Source organism: Shewanella oneidensis MR-1, from assembly GCF_000146165.2.
In the GTDB taxonomy this organism is placed as follows: domain Bacteria; phylum Pseudomonadota; class Gammaproteobacteria; order Enterobacterales; family Shewanellaceae; genus Shewanella; species Shewanella oneidensis.
Genome location: NC_004347.2, coordinates 1,024,081 through 1,045,110, shown reverse-complemented (window position 1 = coordinate 1,045,110; position 21,030 = coordinate 1,024,081). Strand labels below are relative to the sequence as shown.

General features: G+C 45.9%; 14 protein-coding genes and 1 riboswitch. Of the genes, 6 read left to right on the top strand and 8 right to left on the bottom strand.

Translation table 11 applies throughout. The features are described 5' to 3' along the window. Nucleotides 1-245 precede the first annotated feature (245 nt). The 3 genes from SO_RS04705 to SO_RS04695 all read right to left on the bottom strand — a co-directional run bounded on the left by SO_RS04705 (nucleotide 246) and on the right by SO_RS04695 (nucleotide 4,322). On the bottom strand, nucleotides 246-1,124 hold the full coding sequence (locus SO_RS04705) for an IS982-like element ISSod20 family transposase (RefSeq protein WP_011071273.1): 879 nt from the start codon (nucleotides 1,122-1,124) through the stop codon (nucleotides 246-248). A gap of 256 nt (nucleotides 1,125-1,380) precedes the next feature. Then, complete coding sequence (locus tag SO_RS04700) at nucleotides 1,381-2,961, bottom strand: Na+/H+ antiporter NhaC family protein (protein ID WP_011071272.1); 1,581 nt, start codon at nucleotides 2,959-2,961, stop codon at nucleotides 1,381-1,383. An 86-nt stretch (nucleotides 2,962-3,047) separates the two neighbouring features. After that, a riboswitch (Lysine riboswitch) is annotated at nucleotides 3,048-3,219 on the bottom strand. A gap of 140 nt (nucleotides 3,220-3,359) precedes the next feature. After that, complete coding sequence (locus tag SO_RS04695) at nucleotides 3,360-4,322, bottom strand: dienelactone hydrolase family protein (RefSeq protein ID WP_011071271.1); 963 nt, start codon at nucleotides 4,320-4,322, stop codon at nucleotides 3,360-3,362. Nucleotides 4,323-4,587: 265 nt separating this feature from the next. On the opposite strand from SO_RS04695, the gene SO_RS04690 reads away from it, so the two are divergent. From SO_RS04690 to SO_RS04675, 4 genes are all read left to right on the top strand, one after another. After that, a complete protein-coding gene (locus tag SO_RS04690) occupies nucleotides 4,588-6,858 on the top strand; it encodes a hypothetical protein (RefSeq protein WP_011071270.1) in 2,271 nt (756 codons plus the stop codon). Nucleotides 6,859-6,867: 9 nt separating this feature from the next. Next, nucleotides 6,868-8,601, top strand: coding sequence for a toxin-antitoxin system YwqK family antitoxin (locus SO_RS04685; protein WP_011071269.1), 1,734 nt, complete (start codon nucleotides 6,868-6,870; stop codon nucleotides 8,599-8,601). A gap of 163 nt (nucleotides 8,602-8,764) precedes the next feature. After that, nucleotides 8,765-11,077, top strand: a complete 2,313-nt coding sequence (locus tag SO_RS04680) for a toxin-antitoxin system YwqK family antitoxin (protein WP_011071268.1) — start codon at nucleotides 8,765-8,767, stop codon at nucleotides 11,075-11,077. Nucleotides 11,078-11,272: 195 nt separating this feature from the next. After that, nucleotides 11,273-12,370, top strand: a complete 1,098-nt coding sequence (locus tag SO_RS04675; protein WP_011071267.1) for a calcium:cation antiporter — start codon at nucleotides 11,273-11,275, stop codon at nucleotides 12,368-12,370. 30 nt (nucleotides 12,371-12,400) lie between these two features. Here the strand turns inward: SO_RS04675 and SO_RS04670 are convergent, their stop codons facing one another. The 3 genes from SO_RS04670 to SO_RS04660 form a co-directional block, all read right to left on the bottom strand. Then, nucleotides 12,401-13,987: a rhomboid family intramembrane serine protease gene (locus tag SO_RS04670; RefSeq protein WP_011071266.1), complete on the bottom strand. Its 1,587-nt coding sequence runs from the start codon at nucleotides 13,985-13,987 to the stop codon at nucleotides 12,401-12,403. Nucleotides 13,988-14,167: 180 nt separating this feature from the next. Then, entirely contained in the window at nucleotides 14,168-15,133 is a 966-nt protein-coding gene (pbpG, locus tag SO_RS04665) for a D-alanyl-D-alanine endopeptidase (protein ID WP_011071265.1), read from the bottom strand. A gap of 293 nt (nucleotides 15,134-15,426) precedes the next feature. Continuing rightward, nucleotides 15,427-16,359: a LysR family transcriptional regulator gene (locus SO_RS04660; RefSeq protein ID WP_011071264.1), complete on the bottom strand. Its 933-nt coding sequence runs from the start codon at nucleotides 16,357-16,359 to the stop codon at nucleotides 15,427-15,429. 169 nt (nucleotides 16,360-16,528) lie between these two features. Between SO_RS04660 and SO_RS04655 the strand changes: the two genes are divergently transcribed. Both SO_RS04655 and SO_RS04650 read left to right on the top strand, forming a co-directional pair. Further along, entirely contained in the window at nucleotides 16,529-17,029 is a 501-nt protein-coding gene (locus SO_RS04655) for a lactoylglutathione lyase family protein (protein WP_011071263.1), read from the top strand. A gap of 450 nt (nucleotides 17,030-17,479) precedes the next feature. After that, the gene (locus tag SO_RS04650) at nucleotides 17,480-17,920 is read left to right on the top strand and encodes a DUF2846 domain-containing protein (protein ID WP_011071262.1); all 441 of its coding nucleotides are present in this window, start codon (nucleotides 17,480-17,482) and stop codon (nucleotides 17,918-17,920) included. A 111-nt stretch (nucleotides 17,921-18,031) separates the two neighbouring features. Here the strand turns inward: SO_RS04650 and lysS are convergent, their stop codons facing one another. Next, entirely contained in the window at nucleotides 18,032-19,534 is a 1,503-nt protein-coding gene (lysS, locus tag SO_RS04645; protein WP_011071261.1) for a lysine--tRNA ligase, read from the bottom strand. 29 nt (nucleotides 19,535-19,563) lie between these two features. Then, a protein-coding gene (prfB, locus tag SO_RS04640) for a peptide chain release factor 2 (RefSeq protein WP_164925631.1) occupies nucleotides 19,564-20,662 on the bottom strand; the annotation gives its coding sequence in 2 pieces (ribosomal slippage) (nucleotides 19,564-20,586 and nucleotides 20,588-20,662; 1,098 coding nt in all). Nucleotides 20,663-21,030 lie beyond the last annotated feature (368 nt).

The window sequence follows — 21,030 nt, the reverse complement described above, 5'->3', positions numbered from 1 at the left end:
TATCCGGCTCAGTTAAACACTCTTTAGCTGAGCCTAAACTCAAGCCTCTTTTATATAGAGGATGACTTTTCAAAAAATGCCTGTTTAGAAAATCTTATTTATAAATCCCACCTGCAGATAATCATCCATCGGCATATTCGCGCTTGGCTAAATATGGGCAATATATGAGCGACATATATACAACCCTTTGCGATACTCAAAATACACGCAAAACCACACAGACAATTAATTAACCTGAGATCGGTTTAACGAGCCATAACTGCAATAGCATTAAACTCCGCGCTAGTGATGTTCAATTGTGGCTTATTGTCTTTCAATTGATAGGCGATGAGCCCCGCAATCATATTGAGCATAAAACCATGCCCGCTGCGGTGTCTAGAGTGCTCTATTTGAGAGATATTTTTTAACTGGTCGTTGATGGTTTCTATGATGAAACGTCTCGACAACATTGCTCTATCCCATAACGACATTACCTTTTCTTTCATATTCTTACGCACATTTGTTACCAGTGTGACGCCTTTTTCCTGCAATTCACTGGACAGCGCTTTACTGATAAACCCTTTATCTGCATAGAGTTTATCCATATCACTGCGCACCATCTCATTCATCGGTTTTGTGTCATGTACATTCGCTGGGGTCACTTTGGCCGCCACTATTCCGCCTTGATGATTCACAATCAAATGCAGCTTAAAGCCATAGAACCACCCCATGGTGCCTTTACCTCTGCACGCCAGCCCCGCCAAGGTTTTATGGCGATGAATACGTAGGTTATGACACACTTTGATGCGGGTTGAATCAACAAATTCAGTGCCAGTGGGTTCACTTTTGAGACAGGTAAAGTCACTGCAAAGCGGCACTAACGCTGTCGGCATCACCTCAAGAAAGCGGGTATAGCTGAGTAAGTTGGGAAAAGCGGATTTATAGAAATGAGCCAAGTAGCCAATGTAAAAGTTCTTGAAATCACGGTGATGAGACATCTGAAAAAGTATGATGATGGTCATCACTTCGCTCATCGTCATACGGCCAGCACGTTGACGCTTGCGTGTGCCATCGGTTAACAGCGTTTTTTCCCATTCTGGAATAAAAACAGCGCAAAAATCATCGACATCGCAAAACACTTCCACTCATTTATGCAAAAGCCCTCCGGTGTGATGGGGCTTTTCTTGGTCGAAAGATCCGATCACTTGGAGGGCTATTAGTTCAACATTTCTTATCCCTAGTTCAGGTTAAATAAGCCTTGCTAGGCTAATCCTATGGGCTTGTAACAAGAGCCCTTTAAAAGCACAGATAAAAAGACACCTAACAAAAAGCCGAGTGGTTAACCACACGGCTTTTTTAATGAGCGCTATTTAACGGCTTTGTAAGAAACTCACCCGGGCCTTAGGCGCTCGCAAGCGCTTGGCGGGTTTTAGCCTTTTGCAGGTGATAGGCGCTAAACAGGATAAACCACAGGGCGCTAACGCATACACCCGCTAAGGTCGAATGCATAAAGCCCATGGCCAAGTAGCCTAAGGCGGCGCCAAAGGCCATGGCAAGGGCGTAGGGCAGCTGGGTCATCACATGGTCGATATGATGGCAACCTGCGCCGGTTGCCGACAAAATACTAGTGCTCGAAATCGGCGAGCTGTGATCACCAAACACTGAGCCGGCGAGCACTGCGGCAAGCATTGGTAGCATTAAACTGATATCACTTGCGGCGGCCATATCGCCAGCAAGGGGTAGCATAATGCCAAAGGTGCCCCAACTGGTGCCAGTAGCAAATGCCATGGCGCAGGACAACACAAACACCACTGCAGGCAACACTTCAATTGGCAAGTTACCATTGGCAAGGGAGGCTAGGTATTTACCGGTTTCAACATCGCGCACTACGGCGCCAATCGCCCAGGCAAACAGCAGAATATTGATGGCTGGCAGCATCGCCATTACGCCTTGGGGCGCGGCTTTGATCCAGTTTTTTGCGCCAAGTTTTAGGCGCAGCGCCAAGGCAATCGATACCCCTAAGCTGCATAGAGCGCCATACACTAACGATGAGCCTACGTTAGTGTTTTCAAAGGAGCCAAGCACACTAAAGGGCAGCCCTTGCGCGCTAAGCACCGCGGCGCCCGAGTCAATCATAAAGTAAACCGTAGCGGCGGTTAGGGTGAAGATGGGCAGCACCATGTCAATCATGCCGCCGTTGCTATCCTCTGGGCTTTCCATATCTAAGCCAATCGGCCGGCCTTTAGATTCATCCCACAATTTGCCCTGCAAAGCACGCTCTTCATGCCAGCGCATCGAGCCGATATCGAGCTGAAAGGCAATCACCACCAGCACCATCAGCAGGGTAAACACTGCGTAAAGGTTCATCGGGATCATCTCCACAAAGGCGGAGATGGGGCTTTGGTCTGTGATGCCGTGGGCCGCCATAATGCCGCCAACGAGGGCGATAATATAGGCGCCCCAAGAGGAGATAGGCATCAGCACACACACGGGCGCGGCGGTGGAATCTAAAAGATAGGCCAGTTTGGCGCGGGAGATTTGAAAGCGGTCGGTCACCGGGCGGCAAATCGCCCCCACCGATAAGCTGTGGAAAAAATCATCGATAAAAAATGCAAACACCATGATGCCAGTTAAGCCCTTAGCGCCGCGGCGAGTTTTAGCGCGCTTGGCCGCCCATTCGGCAAAGGCGCGGGTGGCGCCAGAGACGCTCATCAAACTAATCAGCCCACCGAGCAGCAACATAAACAGCAACATATTGATATTGTCGCGATTAAGTGCGCCATCGACCCAAAAAATCCTCAGCACGGTATTGAACATATAGTGCAATGAATCAAAGGGAGAAAACTGATTGAGTAACAAACTGCCGGCCACAATCCCTACGCCAAGGGATAACAGTACGCGGCGAGTGATGATCGCCAAGGCGACGGCTAACAAAGGGGGAAGCACTGACCAACCGGAGTCGGCAAAATGACTAATTTCCATGATCTCTTTTCACCTAAAGAAAACGGGTGGAGATCTACCGAGAGGATAAAGAAACAAAACCTATAGGGAGGTAATACTCCTCAGCCCCTTCAGGTAGCGCTCCATAGTGGATGACTATGGCAGTCTTGCACCTATTTGATGCAAAACCAGCAGCTCGGTTTGATGACCTGGCTACTTCGGCGCTGACTCCTTTCCTTGTACATCTGCGGCATCACCCTCCGCACAAGTAGTCATAGGCAGCGCGCCTCTACTTAAAGGTATTCGAGCGGGCATTCTAGCGAGATGGGAACTGATAGCAAGTATTTTGATCCCATTCGCGCATAAAACAACGAATCACCTACAAGTTGGCAACGGAAGAAACATCTGCTTTTCAACCGTCGCAATGGCGCAAAATGGGCTTATACGAGTAAATGTTTGCCAAAGAAATCCAAGGTTCTTGCCCATGCGAGCTCAGCCGTTGGCTCATCATAACGGGCGGTGGAATCATTGTGGAAACCATGATTCACATTCGGGTAAAGATAAGCGGCGTAATCGGCTTTATTGGCCTTTAGCTGGGCTTCATACTCGGCCCATGTATCGTTAATCCGTTGATCTAAAGCGGCAAATTGTAACATTAGCGGGCCTTTAACTCGGCTGCGTAGCTCAGTGACCGCTGGGGTGCCATAAAAAGGCACGCCTGCGGCAAGCTCGTCCGGGATGATGGCGGCGAGCATATTGACGATATAACCACCAAAGCAAAATCCGACGGCACCGAGTTTGCCATTACTCTGCGGGTGCGACTTTAAAAAGCGGGCGGCGGCGATAAAATCCTGCTCGATTTTGGCTCTATCGAGGCTCGCTTGCATGGCGCGGCCCGCATCATCATTACCAGGATATCCACCAAGGCTGTAAAGCGCATCGGGGGCAAAGGCGATATAACCCTTGGCCGCTAAGCGGCGGGCCACATCTTCGATATAAGGATTAAGGCCACGGTTTTCGTGTACCACTAACACCACGGGGGCTTTTTTAGTGGGATCTAAGGTCTTAGGATCGCCAGCCTTTTGGCCAGGGATCAGCAACGCGCTTGGCAAGACTAAATAACCCCGCCCTTCGCCATAGCCTTCGGGGGAAGGAAACTTCACATAACTGGCTTGGATTGTGGGATCGTTAAAGGAGACTTGTTCGGCTAAGGCATAGTTAGGCATCAGTGCGCCTGTGAGTGTGCTGAGGGTAAAACCCAGTGCCACTAAACCTGCGAGGCGCATCATAAACTCACGGCGGTCGATGATCCCGTGGGCATACTCATCATACCAATCAAAGGCTTCCTGCGGGATGGCTTGGGAAGGTGCTGTGGTTAGTTCTGGCTTATCATCTGAGCTCATCGTTTTCTCTCCATTGAACAAGCTAACCACAGGTTTACATAGCTTGTGGGTAATTTATCGGCGTCACTAAGCGTAAAGGATAAGGGCTTATCAGGGCAATCTGCTTGTGTTATCAACCTAATAATTCTCGGCTCTCCTTGCCGCAATCTTTGCTTTATTCTGCCGAGCGCTTTTTATTCCATAGGGGCTTTTTTGTGTATAATGTCGCCAATTTACAAACGAATCAGTTTACATTTCAATAACATAAATTGCCAATGGAGTTCAGATGGCTATAGGGATATGTAGGATAATTTGCATCACTGCTACGCTCACGCTGTTAACCGCTTGCGATAATAGCGTTTCTGCCACCTCGGCTGGCATACCCACTGAGCGTGAGTATCAGATTATTTCCACCTCACACCTTAATGATGGTTTCGAAACCCGCAAAGTGTTGCAGGCACGATTGCTGCTGGATTACCAATTACAGGATGCAGAGAGCAAGGCGGCCAGCTTAACCACGCCATTAACCCATAACGCCCGCTTTTTTATCCAACCTAACCTGCTGCAAATTAGCGATTATGGCATACCCATTCCGGTGAGTAATATCGACCCTAGAGCCAAATCCAATGAAATCGTTCAGTTGGTTAAAGATGGCTTTAAGGTGGAGTTTAACAATGGTGAAGTCCGTCAATTAACCCCCATTGCCAAGATGGATCAAAAAGATCTCAAGGAGTTATTTGAGCGCTGGCATAATCTTAATAACTTGTTTAAACAAGCTCCAACCTTGCCTGTGGCGCTTGAGCCTCGCGTCGGTTATAGCATAAGCGCCCCCATGGATGGGCGCTTAACTTGGACGGTTGAGCAGGTCAGTGAAGATAAGTTGATCGCCGTTTTACAAGGTGAAAAAGGCAAGTATAAGGCCTATGGTAAGTTCGAACTTAACCGCAAAACCGGTTGGTTAGAGAGCATGGTGTTTTTTCAACGGGAAGAACGCCAAGGCAGCACCTTCACCCATCGTATCGTGATGGCGCCTAAAGATAGGCCTTATATCATGGGCATGTTATGGCATGCCGATGATACCTTTGATGCTGAGCGCGATAGGGATGATCAGCAAAAAGAGCTGTACCGCATTAGCGATGTACCGCAGGAATATCGCCCTAATGACGAGGCATTTATTAAATCCTTATTACCTGAGCAGCAAGGTATTTTAGATAATGTTGGCCCTTGGGGCACAGATACCCCCGAAGATCTGCAATTGCGCTTTGTCCACAATATGAGTCCGCAATATGTGGAGGCCGATGTGCGCTATGAAGACTTAAGCGCCTATGATGCAAGCGGTAAACCGATTGACATTCACTTCTGGCAACATGGCAAAGGTTGGGCGAGGAATTACAATCGCACGATTGAGTCTTCAACCGATATTATTGCCACAGGTTGGGATAACACCGCGAATAAACTCAAGCAGATAGACCATATTAATGCCAAGCTAACGCTTATCCCACAGGCGAATAAGATCGTCGAAAAGTCGTGGGATGAACTGGTATCAAAGCCCTACACCTTTGGTGATGCCAGCCTAACAATCCAAGTGCTCGATGCCGAGGCAAAGCTCTTTAAAGTCATATCGAAGCAGAGTGACAATCAGAGTATTAATCTTCCTTTCCAACAGTTTAAAGGCATGATGGCGGAGGCTCGTCGCGAGGGTAATTATCCTACATGGCTTGCGGCGACGGAAAAGGAACTGCTAGAGCAATTAATAGGTGCCGATGAGAGCCATCATCTGACCACTAACGCCCTGCTACTCAAGCTGGATGAAATCCCCAAGACGGTCATCTTGATGGAGCAGCAACCCCAGCCGGAGTTAACCCAAACCAAGACGATCCGCTTTGTACAATTTACCGAATACAACAAAAATCTGGCAAACCCTCCCAGCGAGTTTGGCAGCACTAGCCTAGGTAGCTTCACCAATCCGACGCTAGATACCACTAAAAATGAAGTCAATACGACCCAAGGGATAAAACCTGTGACTGATAATGGTCATAATCTGTATATTCCCATGTCAGCGGCTTTGGCAACTGCCTGTAAACCTGAAATAGAACAAGGTTTTAATGAGGGTAAAAACCCAGTCACTTGGCAGTTTGATCCCAATGGCCTAAACGGCAGTGCCTATATGTTGATGACTCCGGATCATGTGCGGCAGTTTTTCTACGATAAGCAGATCAAGGGTAAGATCCGTTGCCAAGGTGATATCCATTGGCAGCCTTTAGAACTGGCCGCGACAGACCGCCCTTGGTTAATCGATTTACAGTCTTGGCTGACGCAAACCGGATATGGCAATGAGCCGAGCAGCGATCTTAACAATTACTTTAAGGTCGAAGATGCCCAAGGCAATCTGTTAACCATTCGACTCCCCGAAAATACTCAGCAGCGGATTAACGAGGTGCTAATCGATGGCCGCTATTTAAGTGTCACTGGCCCCGCCGCCAAGGTGAGTTATATGACGATAGCCAAAGAAAGCGTCGATATCCCCTATGAATTCACCTTTAAACCTTTGCCTTAAGGAGCGGTTATGCGTCCATTTACTGTAAAACTGCTCCTAGGAGCACTCGTACTTACCAGCACCCATGCCAATGCGCAAAAGGTGTTACTCGATGCCCATTGGAAGGTTGTCAAAGATGAAAAACAGGCTCAGTACTATCTAAAACAATCGACCGAAGTGATCGACGGCCATTATAAGGCTGAGGTTTATTACAAAAACAAAGATATGCTTTTTTGCGCCAGTGCCCTCGCCGATAACAACATAGGTAAAACACTCACCAGCGAACAATTCCGCGATGCTTATCAATGTTATTTTGAGGATGGCAAGCCGTACGAACAAGGCTTTCGTAACGAACAAGGCCAACTTCATGGCTTGCTTAAAAAATACATTGCCACCGGCCAATTATATAGTGAGTCGCACTATGAAAATGGTGTGAAACAAGGCCTCGAAACGGGTTATTGGAATGGTGGCAATATCCGCTATAAAACCACCTTTAAAGATGGCCAAGAAGTCGGCATCAGCGAACATTTTGGCCCAGAAGGTGAAATCACCGCCAAAATCTGTAATGACCCGACCTGTGTGAGCCAATATTTTAATCTTGGCAAACTTAACCGTGAAGAACATCGCGTTGATGGTCTATTGCAAGGTACCGAGACCACTTGGGGCCTAAATGGGCAAGTCATCTCGACCCAAGAGTACGTTAAAGACAAAAGGCACGGTGACTATTTTGCATATTTTGACAATGGCAAAGTCAAACACCATTTCCAATATCAAGCTGATTATAAGGTCGGTGAGCAACTGACTTACTATGAAAATGGCCAAATCCAATTAAAGGAAGTGACTAACGATAAAGGTGATGCGCTCCAAGCCATCGAATACGATGAACAAGGGCAAATTAAAAAAACCACCGACAGCAAATACCAAGGTAATCGCTGGGTTTATCGTAAGCAGCAGCGCTTTAGCAAGGGTCAACTGATTGAGAGCACAGAAAACGACCTACTCAAAAACTGGTCACTTAGCGAAGACTACGAGCAAGGCGAATTAGTGAATCGTCGCGAGGAACTCGATAAAAAATTAACTGGCTTGTATGTGGAATCCGTCAAGAGCCGCAGTGGTACAGACGTTATCACCCGCGAGCATTTTAACGCAGGCAAGCGTGAAGGCGCCTATGAAATGGTGAAATTCGACCATGAAACCGGTAAGCGTTGGGTGGCTGAGCAGGGTCAATATACCAATGACAAGCCCTCGGGCAAATGGAAGAAACAGCAAGAGGATGCCAGCCTCACCTTTAGCTATGATGACAATGGAGAACTCCATGGCGAGTTTCGTAATCAGACAAGTTCAGGGCAACTGCTTGAATTAATAAATTTTAACCATGGCAACCCCGATGGATTAGTGCAACGTTACGCCAACAATGGTCAATTGTATGAAAAAGGCGAATACCGCAATGGCCAACAGGATGGCGATTGGATATTTACCGATGGTGAGTACGGTTTTCGCCCAATACCTAACCCTGAAAGACGTTATTGGTATGGTCGCTTTGATCAAGGTAAACAAGTCGGCCATTGGGAACTGCGCTCATCTGAGGACTATGTGCTCCAAATCGCCAATTATGACGAGCAGGGCAGGCTTCATGGTAAGCAATACGAGTTTGAGGAGCATGGCTGGATAGAGGTGATTAATAGCTACGATCATGGACAGTTTTTAAATCAGGAAACACCGCCGCCAGTGGTGACCAGTGACTCTGATTTCCCGATGTTTTAGCCTAAGCATGTTCGCTTAATCGCTTAACGTAAACCTTGGCGCCGTGCACTGTATCACTGTATATAAGTGCACGGCCCGACAGATAAACTCAACAGCAAAAAAATTAGGACTCTTATATAGGCCGCAAACGGCGCGCCCTTAAGACCCAGAGCAAAGGATCAGCATGAATAATACGCCATTTCGCTTTATCAGCCTCGCGATTGCGGGAGCCAGCTTAACCAGTGTCCATGTACAGGCAGCGCAAAATCTGTCTTCCATGATGGTCGAAATCCGTCAGCAGGATGGCATCCCCAGCTATTACAATCTGGCTACTGGCATGCCGCTAAATGGTGATATTGCCATCGTTCGCGATAACCAAGGCTATACCTTAGGGCAATTTTCTCAGGGAATACCCAATGGGAAATGGCAAGTATTTCATACTAATAACAGCAGAATCGTTGAAGGTAACTACCAACAGGGCTACCAAGATGGCACATGGCGACTGTTCGATTTAGATGGCATGATGACCGAAGAGCAACAATTTGCCAAAGGCGTCCCCGTTGGCGAATGGAAAGAATTTAGCGCCACAGGCCATGTTACCCAAAGCACTGTCTATCAAAATGGTCAAAAATCCCAAGTAAAACGTTTCTTCCCTAGCGGTAAATTGCAGGCGCAAGAAAGTTATCTTGATAACCTGCGCCACGGTAAATGGGAAAGCTTTTATGAAAACAGCACCCTCTCCCAGAGCCAAACCTACGCCAATAACCAACTCACCGGCCCCTATCTTGAACAAAATCCCGCAGGCCAAGTGGTCGTAAGCGGCCGTTTTGATGCCGACGGCCGCCGCCAAGGGTTATGGGAAACCTTTTTCGACGACGGCAAAAAAGCCAGTGCCAGCCAATTTAATCTTGATAAACTCGAGGGTGAAGAACGCACCTTTTACCCTAGTGGTGAACTGGCGAGCCTATGCCAATATCAAGCGGGACAACGCCACGGTAAGTGCCAGCAATTTAATGAACTTGGCAAACTCCAAGTCGAAGAGCTGTACCTCAATGATATGTTAGATGGGCGTCAGCAATACTTTAGCCTTGAAGGCGTTCTGACCAGCGATTTGTACTATAAGCAGGATATGCTCGCGGGTGTGCAAAAGTACTTTCACCCTAATGGCCAACTTAAAGAACTGCGAACCTACCATGATTCCCAACAGGCCGATAACGGCCAGTATCCCCTACATGGTCCCTCAGAACGTTATGACGCTGATGGCAACATCATCGAAAAAAGCAGCTATAACATGGGCTTAAAGGATGGATTATTTGAGCGCTATAACGGTGGCAAATTGCAAACCGCAGAAGTGTGGAAACAAGGCCAACGTGACGGTGAATTTCGTCGCTACCATACCAATGGCCAGTTGCACAGTTTAGATGTCTATGTGAATGGCAAACTGACTGGCCGCTCTGAATCCTTTTACGAAGATGGCTCAGTCAATGAGCGCGGCGAGCGCATCGAAGGTGCTTGGGTCGGCAAATATGAGTCCTTTTATGACAATGGTCAACCCAGAGAACTTGCCCACTACGCCCGCAGCAAGGCGGATAACAGCAGTAGCTATCCCCTCGACGGCCGTGTTAGCCGCTGGTACTACAATGGCGATCTCAATGAAGAAGGCGATTACAAAGAAGGCTTAAAGCAAGGGCTTTGGATCCAATATGCTTCAGGCCTTAAGCAAAAAGAGCAAACCTTTGAACAGGGTAAACTTAATGGCGATTACGTCGAATACTACCAAGGTCGCCGCCGCGTCACGGGCCACTATCAGGATGACCAAAAGACTGGGCTTTGGACCGATTATCGCTACGAAGACAAGGACCCAACCTATGGCGTGATCCCTGAGGGTAATGTTAGCCAAAAAACCTACAGGAAAGATAATAAACGCCACGGCACCCGCGAATACTACAGTTTTAAGCAAGTGGTTTATAGGTTAGAAACCTATGATAATAATGAAAAAACTGGCTCCTATGCCGAATATTATCCCAATAATGGCCAACTTAAACTCAGCGGTACTCTGGATAAGGGACAACAAACCGGATTGTGGGAAAGCTGGTATGAGGACGGTATTTTAGCCAGCAGTAGCGAGTTTTTGGATAATCAACAGCATGGCACTAGTAAAGAGTATTACAGCAATAGCCAGCTAAAACGTGAAGCCCAATACAGCAAAGGGCTGCTTGATGGCGAACTCAAGGAATACCACCAAAATGGTAAACCACAACGTGTTGAAACCTGGCAAAAAGGCCAAAAAGAAGGTGAGGCCAGTTACTACCATGCCAATGGCAAACTCGCCGAGCAAGGCACTTATCTGAAGGATCGCAAGGAAGGTTTATGGCAACAATTTTGGCCTAATGGCGAAAAACGCAGTGAAGGCAGTTATCTTGCCGATCGCCAAGCGGGGGATTGGAACCACTTTGACCAACTCGGCAAGTTAATTAATACCGAGCACCATGGATAAAGCAATTGCGTTAAGCTGAAATTGCTCGTAAAGACCGCGCAATCCAAGGGATTAGCCAGAGAAATGGGTTTTGAATAAAAAGTGATCAAGCTCAAACATTTATTCCCAACCCAAAATCTAAAGGAAAATTCATGCAAAGTGTGTCATAACCAATGTCTATACTAACGGCCTTTTTCCGCTTTGGATCAACTGCCTATGAAGACATTTATCAAAGACGAATTTGCCCTACTACTCGGAATACTCACCTTAGTATTCTTTAAGACGGGCGGTGATAGTTTACTGGCCGATGGCACCGCACTATCAACCTACATTCCCGTCTCTCTCGCCCTCTTAGGCGTAGTGACTTGGGCTATTTTTTCCGTGGTGCGGCACTCTGACGCCCTTGCGATAAAACTGGGTGACCCCTATGGCACCTTAATTTTAACCCTGTCGGTCATTTCACTCGAAGTGGTGATGATTTCCTCGGTAATGTTAACTGGCGAACCCAACCCAGTCATGGCTCGGGATACTATGTTTGCCGTAGTCATGATTATTACCAACGGGTTAGTGGGATTCACCCTACTGCTGGGCGGTTGGCGCTATCATACCCAACACTTCAACTTAGATGGAGTTAAATCCTATTTAGTGGCGATCATTCCCCTTGCCCTACTCTGTTTAGTGTTACCGAATTTTACCGAGGGTGGCACTGTCGGTGGTATGTCAAAGCCAATGTCTTGGATGCTGATCATTATTTCGATTTTGCTCTATGGCATCTTTTTAGTGGTCCAAACCAAGAGCCACAGCCACTTCTTTGTTGATGCCGATAATGAAGATCACGAAGAGCACCACGGCATATTGCGCAGCAATATCTACCATACCTTACTGTTGATTGGTTACTTGTTGGTGGTAATTTTGCTGGCAAAAACCTTAGCCATGCCCATTAATTACAGTGTCGCGTCCCTCGGTGCGCCGCCAGCACTTGGCGGTTTTGTTGTTGCCTGTTTGATCTTATCCCCCGAGGCTGTCGGTGGTTTTAAGGCTGCACTTAACAATCAACTTCAGCGGGCGATGAATCTGTATTTTGGCTCAGTGCTAGCCACGATTGCGCTCACAGTACCTGCCGTGTTGATTGTAGGTAGTGTCATAAATCAAGAGGTGCATTTAGGCTTATCGGCGGCGGATATGGTACTGCTAGCCACCACTTTAATGGTCTGCAAAGTAAGCTTTAGTAGCGGCCGCACTAATGCATTACATGGTGCGACCCATTTAGTACTGTTTATCGTGTATCTATTTTTGATGTTTGAGCATGCATAAACACAATGAGTACACAACTGAGCCGAGGTTTTACCTCGGCTTTTTATTCATTTGATTCAGCGCTATTGGCCGTAAAACGCATCCCAATAACAAACCACTCCCTAAACCACCTAGATGCGCCGCATTATCCACACCGCCCAATAGCCCCATCACTAAGCTTGCGGATACGAACAGTGTGAGATGTAATGCCAGCAGCATATGGGTGGCTAAGGGCAGGGACCCCATCCAAATCCACATGATCAACACGCCAAATAATCCCATAATGGCACCCGAGGCGCCGATGCTAATGGTCGCCTCGTACCAACTAATACTGGCAATGCTCGCTGCTAGACCACTCATCAGATAAACCCCAAGTAAACGCCATTTGCCGAGTAACGGTTCTAAAAAAATGCCCGCAAAAAATAGCCCATAGAGGTTAAAAATCAGATGCATTAAACCGCCATGTAAAAACACATTGCTGATTAAACGCCAGACTTGCTGGTCAAGCACCAGTTGACGCAGGTTAGCTCCCCAGTCGAGTAACACGCTATTAGGTAAGGTAATAAAGTGATGGCTCGCAAACACCATCAACATAAATATCAGGACCTTGCTCAAGAGCAAAATGGGCGTGATCACAAAGCCAACCCTAGGTTTAAATTCAGCTAAAAAAGCATAAAACTCAGCCTTGGGTTCGGCCGTTGTTAACTTCGCAGCGAGGGCTTTTGGTGCTAGTTGAGTGCCATCCAATGTTAACATTAGACTCATCAACAACCAGAGAATAGCGCCAAAGCTTAACCATCCCAGCATCCAAGCCAGTTTATGCCCATTACGTGCTTCAAAAGGCTGATTCACTGGCATTAAGATCGTTTGATAGGCGTCATGGTACACAGTGCTTTTTTGAGCAGCCATTAATAGTTGAGTGTAACGACTAGAAGGGCCTATACGCTCAAAATAGACAAAATCATCGGGATTAAACCCATTAAACTCTTGCTGAATTTGATGAATAAACTCCTGATATAGTGATTCTTTTTCATGTTTTTCGAGTTTATGGCTAATCGTCTGCTGATAGTGCTTACCATACCAAGCTATGCCCTTTGCCCCTTCCCGCCAACTCTCACTGCGACTGGCAAAAATCGGCATGGCAACATACAGACTCATTTGTAGCTCATTATTACCCTTTCCCACTGGCTCAATATTACGCTGTACGCCTATGTACTTTTTATCGATATAAAACTGTTTTAATTGGTAATACTTGGTCTGTGGCTGTAGTGATAACTCGTTGATCGAATCAAGCTGTGTCAACTTACCGGTTGCGCTATTTAGGTACTCCTGCGCCACTATAGTTGGCACCGCCAGTAACAGCGAAGCAATCAATAGATAAATAAAGCGGCTATTACTTTTAGTAAAGTGGCATAACTTAAGCCTTGGTCTTAAATAGAAAAACAACAAGGGCCAAGGCAATAGCATCGGCAGCCAAAAGTTAACAAGGGATTCATCAATACTCACCAGTTGCAGCTTGATCAGCAACAACCAGTGCAGCAAGCTGTAACCTGAGACAAATAACAGACTAAGTAATAGAAAAGGCACATAAATCAGTTGGAGTTTTTTAAATACTAACGCCACACGTATATCATCCATGGGGGAAAAACCTTCCAATGATACGGCCAATCAACTCACAAAGCACCCTTATGTGGGTCAATTGATGGTTGTGTTGAATGTCATTAATCATCCTTTACCAAGTGGATGCCACATGGACTAAAAAAGCCAGAATCGCTTCTGGCCTATTTATTCAATGATTGTCAAAGGAAGTCTTAAATCTTAGGTCTCGCTGACCTTAGCCAATTGCTGCTGACTGCGCTGCTTTTTATATTGCTTAGCATCTGCAGGGATCGGCGTAACTTTACCCGTTTCTAGCCAGTTGCGTAAACGGTTGGCATCGGCCATGTGGGTATATTTGCCCTTGGCATCAAGCACCACAAAAGCCACTTTACGCTTGGCCATTTCAGTACGCATCACAAGACAATGGCCAGCTGCATTGGTAAAGCCAGTTTTGGTGAGGTGAATATCCCAATTATCTTTATAAACCAATCGGTTAGTATTTCTAAAATCGAGGCTGTACTTTGGCTTACCAAAGGTTACGGTTTTCTTTTCGGTAGAGCTTAACTGGCCTAACATGGGATAGCCTTGGCTGGCCTTGAGTAACACCACTAAATCACGCGCACTGGATACGTTTTTCGCCGATAGCCCTGTAGGCTCAACAAAGCGGCTATTTTTCATCCCTAAGGCTTTGGCTTTAGCATTCATCGCCTTAATAAAAGCTTTATGCCCACCGGGATAATGGTGGGCAAGACTTGCGGCTGCACGGTTTTCAGATGACATTAATGTCAGCAATAACATCTCTTTACGGCTAATTTCGCTACCTATGCGCACCCGAGAATATACACCGCGCATTTCCTTAGTATCCTTGATATTGATGGTGAGCTTTTCATCCATCGGCAACTTAGCGTCTAAGGTCACCATGGCTGTCATCAGTTTAGTCACCGAGGCGATGGGCCTCACCGCATCGGGATTACTGGAATAGAGAATTTCATTGGTTTTAAGATCAACCACCAGTGCACTATTGGCCGCAACTTCTTGCTTCGTATGAGCTTTTTTAGGAGTTGTTGCTTTAGTGGCGGTGCTTTTTGTAGTGACAGAGGCCGAATCGGCTGAATGCGCTGTCGCGGCAACAGTTAAACTGCTGCATACCAAAATAAAACTACCAAGCAGATAAGAGATCTTCATGTAGATGTCACTGAGTCGTTAATAAGTCGAATGTGCTACGGCACAGGATTGAGGCTAAGTATAAGAGGTATATGGTGAAAGGAATAGAACAGAACACCACTTTTATCAGCAATATCAGCACTTTTTAAGCAAAATTTATAAGAATATCTTCGTTTTTGGCTCCAAAACACTTGACAGCAAAAGTACCAACAATCAAAAAAACACCAAAGAAACAAACGCATAAACCTAAAATACCGATAAAAATAGAGTAATAAACTAAAAAACCATGATTACTCAAGATTATTGCTTCAGTATTAATTAGCAATCAAGCGAGCCGCCATCTCGATAAAAGCGTCAAAGCGTGATGGCAAAGGTCGAGTGCTTTTGTGCACCAAATATAAAGACTCCTGCACTTTTTGTTCAAGATCAACGGCCCATAGACTCTCCCTTGGCATAAAGGCGTTGACCGTACTTAAGGGAAGTACTGTAAAACCCAGCCCTTTAGCAACGGGCAGCAGAATTTGACTCAGTTGGTTAACATAACCCGTGCGACGGATGTGATGGGTAAAAGCCATGGTATGCGCTTTGACTGGCGATCCAGTGCGGGAATTAACCATTGGCGCTCTCCCACCAAAATTGGCCTGCAATACTTGCTGGAGGTAATAGTCACCATCAGGATGATCGATAAAGCCAATTTGTTCAAGGAGTTCAATGCCAATCTTATCAACCAGATATTGGCTTGGGAGCACCAAAGATAACTCAGCATAACCTAAGGCTTGATATGTGAGATCGGCCTCCTCTCCTCGTTTTGTCACTATGCCCATATCGAGCTGGTTAGTTAAAATGCCAGATACGATTCGCTGATTGGGCGCCGCCTCTATCTTCACGCAAAGCTCAGGATACTGGATTTGGCGCTCAAGAAAATGGGGATAGAGTAAACTCGCAATCGCCCCAGAACAGCCAAAACGACACTCGCCAACATAGGTATTATCCGTTTGCAAGCGCGCTAGCAACTCTGTTTCAGCTAGCTGATATTGTCTAGCATGTTGATAGAGAATGGCTCCCGCCTCCGTTAACTCAAACCGCTTACCTTTTCTAAGCAATAGGTGCACACCAACTTGTTCTTCAAGCTTTTTAATATGTTGGCTAACTCCCGGCTGAGTCATAAACAGCTTATTGGCAGTATGAGTAAAATGTCCTACCTCAACTAAGGTGACGAACGTGGCTAACCATTGTTGATTAAGCATAAGCATTCCCGAATCAAGCACTCATCAAATCATAACTATAAATTATCAAAATAAGAATAAATGATAATTTTTAATATTCAATACAACGCCATAAACTAACCCTATACAAAATGAGGCGGTGATGGTTCAGCTCCATTGGCGCTTATTCCATTTTCAGTAAGGAGTTAATATGAAACCGTATCCACGTACTTTTTCGCATATTGGTATTTCTGTGCCCGACCTCGATGCCGCAGTGAAGTTTTACACTGAGGTACTCGGCTGGTATTTGATTATGCAGCCCACAGAAATCATCGAGGATAATTCGGCGATTGGTGAAATGTGTACCGATGTATTTGGCCCGAATTGGGGATCTTTTAAAATTGCCCATTTATCAACAGGCGACAGAATTGGCGTCGAATTATTCCAATTTGCTAATCAAGTAAACCCAGAGAACAACTTTGAATATTGGAAAACAGGCGTATTCCATTTTTGTGTTCAAGATCCAAACCTTGAAGAGTTAGCTGAAAAAATTGTCGCCGCTGGTGGGAAGAAACGGATGAAGGCACCAAGATATTACTATCCAGGCGAAAAGCCGTACCGCATGATCTATATGGAAGATCCCTTTGGCAACATTCTCGAAATCTATAGCCATAGTTACGAGCTACATTATGCCAGCGGCGCTTATCAATAAGTCATCGCTAAATAAGTTGCTCATATCATTTCGTATCGATTTTATCAATAGCGATATTGATATGGGCAACTCAATCACTGATTTACAAACCTAATCAAGAAGAAGTAAAAGCCACTTTAAAAATCAAAAATGAAACACACAATGAAGCCAATCACAAATATCGATCATACGCGAAACATTTACCTAATTTGAATTACAAATACATAGCCCAAAGATACCATTTAAGTTATATTGCGCCACATCAAGGATAGAACACTTTAGCATGCTGATTAAAAAGCAGTTTTAGACCAAAATTTAGTCAGTTTAATAAGGTGAATGTCAGGATGATATTTTTTATACATCTCCCGCCCCTTCCTTGATAACTGAAATTTGTACAGAGCTTATCGGTCGTTATTTATGCCGAAAGTGGACTTCACTTGCCTTTGATTACTATTAAATTAGGGATTGATGATGTTAAAAAAACTACTTACCCCCATGTTAGCTGTTTGCCTATTTCTTACTGGTTGCGCTTCAGTGCCAATGGCATCGCAAGAAGAAGATGCCAAGTTAAAAACATTCCAAAAACCAGCTGACAATAAAAGCGGTATCTATGTTTACCGTAATAGCTTTGCTGGACAAGCACTAAAGAAAAATATCTACATTAACGGTAATCTAATTGGTGAGTCAGCCAACAAAGTTTACTTCTATAAAGAAGTTGCCCCTGGTGAGCAGAAGTTATCGACCGAATCTGAATTCAGCGAAAATGATTTAACAGTGAAAACCGAAGGGGGGAAAAATTACTTCTTCGAGCAATATATCAAAATGGGCGTTTTTGTTGGTGGTGCAGGACTAAAAGCAGTCTCTGATACCGAAGGCATGAAAAACGTTCAAGAATGTAAACTGGCAAAATAGCTATTGCTCACTTTTGCATTACATCCATAAAAAAACCAGCCAAAAGGCTGGTTTTTTAAATTCATCCAATGCCATTGGGTCGCAGGTTTTATCTGCAACCCGATACAGCAATTAAGCCTGTGGGCGCATCGCTGGGAATAGGATCACATCACGGATAGTGTGAGTGTTAGTGAATAGCATCACTAAACGGTCGATACCGATACCTTGACCTGCTGTTGGTGGTAAACCGTGTTCCAGTGCAGTGATGTAGTCCGCATCGTAGAACATGGCTTCATCGTCACCCGCGTCTTTGGCATCAACCTGCGCTTTAAAGCGGCTGTCTTGATCCTGCGCATCATTTAACTCGCTGAAGCCGTTAGCTACTTCACGGCCACCGATGAAGAATTCAAAACGGTCGGTAATAAAGTGGTTGTCATCGTTACGACGTGCCAGTGGCGAAATGTCCGCTGGGTAGCCAGTGATGAAAGTCGGTTGCATTAACTGCCATTCAGCGGTTTCACCGAAGATTTCTTCTAATAGCTGACCACAGGTCCAGAACTTCTCAATCTTGATGCCAAGGCTGATAGCCAGTTCACGCATAAATTCAAGATCTTTCACTTGCTCGTAGGTCATGGCCTGGATAGTCGCGTTATCAGGATTGTACTTCTGAATCGCTTCTAGCATGCTTAAACGGGCATAAGGACCACCGAAATCAACAGTATGCTCGCCATATGGCATTTGCGCGCTACCTAAGAGTTCGATTGCAATTGAGCTTAACAATTCTTCGGTTAAGTCCATCAGATCTTGGTAGTCAGCATAGGCCATATAGAATTCCATCATAGTGAATTCTGGGTTATGACGTGGTGACAGACCTTCGTTACGGAAGTTACGATTGATTTCGAACACACGCTCAAAACCACCCACCACTAAACGCTTGAGGTATAACTCTGGCGCGATACGCAGGTACATAGGCATGTCCAGCGCATTGTGGTGCGTGATAAATGGACGGGCAGAAGCGCCGCCTGGGATCACGTGCATCATTGGGGTTTCAACTTCCATGAACTCTTTTTTGATCATGAAGTTACGGATAGCTGCAACCACTTTTGAACGCATTACGAAGGCTTGACGAGATTCTTCGTTAACGATTAAGTCAACATAACGTTGGCGGTAACGGGTTTCTTGATCTGTTAAGCCGTGGAATTTTTCTGGCAGAGGACGTAGTGCTTTAGTCAGCAGTTGGTACTCTTCCATGTTGACGTACAGATCGCCTTTACCAGACAAGTGCAACTGACCAGTCACGCCGATGATGTCACCGATATCCAAACCTTGGTAACGATCTTTCAGATCCGCTTGAACGCCCTTTTCAGCGTAAGCTTGGATACGACCAGACACGTCTTGGATCACTAGGAATGGGCCACGTTTTGCCATGATACGGCCAGCGATGCTGGTTCTAAAACCTAAGGCTTCGAGTTCTTCCTTAGTATTTTGACCGTATTTTTCCTGCAACTCTGCCGCTTTATGGGTGCGACGGAACGTATTAGGGTGAGCATTCGCGCTGCAGTTCGGGCGAATGCTGTCTAGCTTGGCACGACGCTCGGCAATCAGTTTGTTTTCATCTTGTACTTGTTCAGTCATGTTATTTCTCGTCTATACCTTTGAATTAATTACAGCCCTGATTTCAAACTGGCTTCGATAAACTTGTCCAGATCGCCATCGAGTACCGCTTGGGTATTGCGCGTCTCCACGCTAGTGCGTAAGTCTTTGATACGGGAATCATCCAATACATAAGAACGAATTTGGCTGCCCCAACCGATGTCAGATTTGGCATCTTCGGCGGCTTGCTTTTCGGCATTTTGCTTATGCATTTCTAATTCGAACAGTTTGGCTTTTAACTGTTTCATCGCCGAATCTTTGTTCTTGTGCTGTGAACGGTCGTTCTGGCACTGCACTACCGTGTTGGTCGGTAAGTGGGTAATACGTACCGCAGATTCGGTTCGGTTAACGTGCTGACCACCGGCACCCGAGGCGCGGTATACGTCGATACGTAAGTCAGCAGGGTTGATATCGATGGTGATATCGTCATCAATCTCAGGGTAAACAAATACCGAGCAGAAAGACGTGTGGCGACGGCCCGATGAGTCAAATGGCGATTTACGCACTAAACGGTGCACGCCAGTTTCGGTACGTAACCAACCAAAGGCATATTCACCGGTAAATTTAATGGTCGCGCCCTTAATACCGGCCACGTCACCGTCGGTCACTTCCATCAGCTCAGGGCTGAATCCGTGGGCTTCCCCCCAACGCAGATACATACGTAGTACCATGTTGGCCCAATCTTGCGCCTCAGTACCACCACTGCCCGACTGAATGTCTAAGTAACAGTTTGAGGCGTCCTGTGGACCAGAGAACATACGGCGGAATTCGAGTTCGGCCAAACGGCTCTCTAAATAATCCAGCTCTTTGGTGGTTTCATTGAAGGTGTCTTCGTCTTCTTCTTCGATGGCAAGCTCAAGTAGACCTTCAACGTCTTCAAGACCCGAGTCCATATCATCGATAGTTTTTACGACGGCTTCGAGGCTGGCGCGCTCTTTACCTAGGGCTTGAGCACGTTCTGGCTCGTTCCACACCTCAGAACTTTCAAGTTCACGGCTGACTTCTTCTAGACGCTCATGCTTAGCATCGTAGTCAAAGATACCCCCTAAGAAGCTGCGTACGCTCGGCAAGCTCCTTAATTTTGAATTTTACTGGATTAACTTCAAACATGGATTTTTAACTTCGCTTTATTGTTGCCGTTTTAATGGGTTTCCCATCAAAGCAGGCGGCGCTTAACGGTAATTGCAACCGCGCATTTTAACCTAACAACGCTGGTAAACCTAGGGCGCAGCGTTTATTAAATGGAATTGGCGAGATAATTTATCTTCAAATTCAACGTTCCTAAACTAAATCACTCAGGTCAATGCATAAAAAACTGTGATGTATCTTATGTATTCAACAAGTTAATGCCACTATTGATTCAGTCATCGAATATGACCGTTCCATTGTGTAGCCTGCACTTAACAATGTTGTTTGCACTAACATATTATTCAAAATCTGCAACACTCAATTGAATCGATAACTAAAATTGAAACCAA

Coding starts and splice junctions, on each gene's coding strand:
- SO_RS04700 (WP_011071272.1), bottom strand. CDS start 2,961: ATGGAAATTAGTCATTTTGCCGACTCCGGTTGGTCAGTGCTTCCCCCT.
- SO_RS04695 (WP_011071271.1), bottom strand. CDS start 4,322: ATGAGCTCAGATGATAAGCCAGAACTAACCACAGCACCTTCCCAAGCC.
- SO_RS04690 (WP_011071270.1), top strand. CDS start 4,588: ATGGCTATAGGGATATGTAGGATAATTTGCATCACTGCTACGCTCACG.
- SO_RS04685 (WP_011071269.1), top strand. CDS start 6,868: ATGCGTCCATTTACTGTAAAACTGCTCCTAGGAGCACTCGTACTTACC.
- SO_RS04680 (WP_011071268.1), top strand. CDS start 8,765: ATGAATAATACGCCATTTCGCTTTATCAGCCTCGCGATTGCGGGAGCC.
- SO_RS04675 (WP_011071267.1), top strand. CDS start 11,273: ATGAAGACATTTATCAAAGACGAATTTGCCCTACTACTCGGAATACTC.
- SO_RS04670 (WP_011071266.1), bottom strand. CDS start 13,987: ATGGATGATATACGTGTGGCGTTAGTATTTAAAAAACTCCAACTGATT.
- pbpG (WP_011071265.1), bottom strand. CDS start 15,133: ATGAAGATCTCTTATCTGCTTGGTAGTTTTATTTTGGTATGCAGCAGT.
- SO_RS04660 (WP_011071264.1), bottom strand. CDS start 16,359: ATGCTTAATCAACAATGGTTAGCCACGTTCGTCACCTTAGTTGAGGTA.
- SO_RS04655 (WP_011071263.1), top strand. CDS start 16,529: ATGAAACCGTATCCACGTACTTTTTCGCATATTGGTATTTCTGTGCCC.
- SO_RS04650 (WP_011071262.1), top strand. CDS start 17,480: ATGTTAAAAAAACTACTTACCCCCATGTTAGCTGTTTGCCTATTTCTT.
- lysS (WP_011071261.1), bottom strand. CDS start 19,534: ATGACTGAACAAGTACAAGATGAAAACAAACTGATTGCCGAGCGTCGT.